The sequence below is a fragment of the Mediterraneibacter glycyrrhizinilyticus genome, assembly GCF_015560805.1.
In the GTDB taxonomy this organism is placed as follows: domain Bacteria; phylum Bacillota; class Clostridia; order Lachnospirales; family Lachnospiraceae; genus Schaedlerella; species Schaedlerella glycyrrhizinilytica_A.
The window spans coordinates 1-1785 of sequence record NZ_JADMSO010000027.1 but is presented as its reverse complement, the minus strand read 5'-3'; the positions used below and the strand labels follow the sequence as shown (position 1 = coordinate 1785).

Here is a 1785-nt window from a genome sequence, read left to right as displayed (position 1 = left end):
GGTCAATTGAAAAAGTAAATTCCACTTTGTAAAGTTAAATTCCACCTTGTAGGACTAAATTCCACGAGGTGGAGTTTTTTAGGTTCAAAAAGGTGGATTTTATTTGGATTTATAGTTATAATGACAGAAAAGTCGGAAAAATGCATATGACAATCAGAAGTCGAATTCACGTGGTCATGTTAAGAGTTAGTGAATTCCACCCCTAATGGAAACGGTATGAAAGTCATCCAACTGTGCAGAACTCCGGCTTTTTTGTTAAAATAATTGTTTCTGTAAATAGGTATGGGAACAGATCCTTGATTCTATCCCTACTCCATAGGAAATCATTCTGTTTCTGTTGGCTTTTTTAAAAGTGAGGGTCTCAAAATAATATCATTTGGCTTTACAACTTCAAAATGAAATTCTTTTAATACCTTTTTACCATAAAAGAACGAGAACATAGCATAGGGCGGTTTGTTTCCAAGTTCAGGTCGGCTGTATGAATTGATATTGTTCATCATAAGATCAATATCGTCTTGAGTATACTGACCTATATCAACCCCCTTTGGGATGACTCGCCGAATAAATTCATGGTTCACTTCACAGGCACCTTTCTCATTTGGGGCAGCCGGATCACAATAAAATACCTTTGAACATAATTCGCCGTCTGGACCATACTCAAGAGATTTTGGGTCTGAAAATTCGGAACCATTATCGCAAAGCAGGATGGAGAAGAGCTTCATATAGAGTTCTTTACCAAGTTTTTTGTACAGCATATGAAAGATATCTGTCACTGATTTTGAATCATTGGAAGCTCTCCAAAATGCAAGCTGAAATTTTTGAAGTACAAAATGTATGGTCAAAAGAACAGCCCCGCCTTTTATCCCTTCTACGGAATCAAGTTCAACAACCGGTAATTCCGGATGTGTTTTATGAAATTCCTTGTAATCTTCGTATGTACGTCCAATACGGCAGGTTTTGTCAACTTTCAATCCTACGGATTTTGCTTTCCTTGGTTTGAAACGGACCTTTCTGGGCATATCAATATTTCTTCCGTCAAAGAGACCGTTGTCTATATAAGTATAGGCAGTTTTTTCGCAACACATAATCTGATCTGAATTATTGACCATGATGTGATGCAGAGACTGTCCGTTTTTAAGAAGAGGGCTGATTATGGAATTCAGCTGTGCAAGCTCTTCTTCTGTCAGATTGAAACCGGAACGGGATTCACTTCTTACATCCTCGTATTCTTTCTGAGCATAGCGGGCATCATAGAGATGCTTTTCAAGGGTACATTCCTGCCTTTTGCCACATCCGTTACATACATAGGGTGGCTTTTTAAGAAAAGGACATTCTTGTTTTTCATAATCAGAACAAAGTTCAAGACACTCACCGCATGTGCTGCATTTGTGCTTTTGTTTACGTGAGCAGTTTCTACAAATATCTCCATAATGGGAGCAATGAAATCTATGAATACAGTCATTGAATTTTCTGTAAGGTGCTCCTTTCTTTGAAAAAAGGATATGATTTCTTATTTCTTTTGAAATGGTAGTACAATCTTTGCCTAAATGAGCACCGATTGCTTTGAATGAAAGATTTTTATTTAAATCATTCTGGATATCAATACGTTCGTCTAATGTAAGATGTTTATTTTTCTTCATAAGTTCCTCCGATCATACCAGAGTTCATGACTGGATAAACGAATGAAGAATACCATTATGAATTAGTAAATGCCATACTTATTTTGAGAATTAATAAATTCCATGGCTTATATGTGAGGGATGGAATTTACTTTTACAATTCACT

At 36.5% G+C, this 1785-nt stretch carries 1 protein-coding gene; it reads right to left on the bottom strand.

All coding sequences use genetic code 11. The annotated features are described in order from the left end of the window. Positions 1-323 precede the first annotated feature (323 nt). Positions 324-1640 carry an IS30 family transposase gene (locus tag I2H87_RS13695; protein WP_195610292.1) on the bottom strand — a complete coding sequence of 439 codons (1317 nt, stop codon included), beginning with the start codon at positions 1638-1640 and terminating at the stop codon, positions 324-326. Between the last annotated feature and the right edge of the window lie 145 nt (positions 1641-1785).

Bases quoted from the DNA above. Each gene is read 5' to 3' on its own strand.
- I2H87_RS13695 (WP_195610292.1), bottom strand. From the start codon at position 1,640: ATGAAGAAAAATAAACATCTTACATTAGACGAACGTATTGATATCCAG.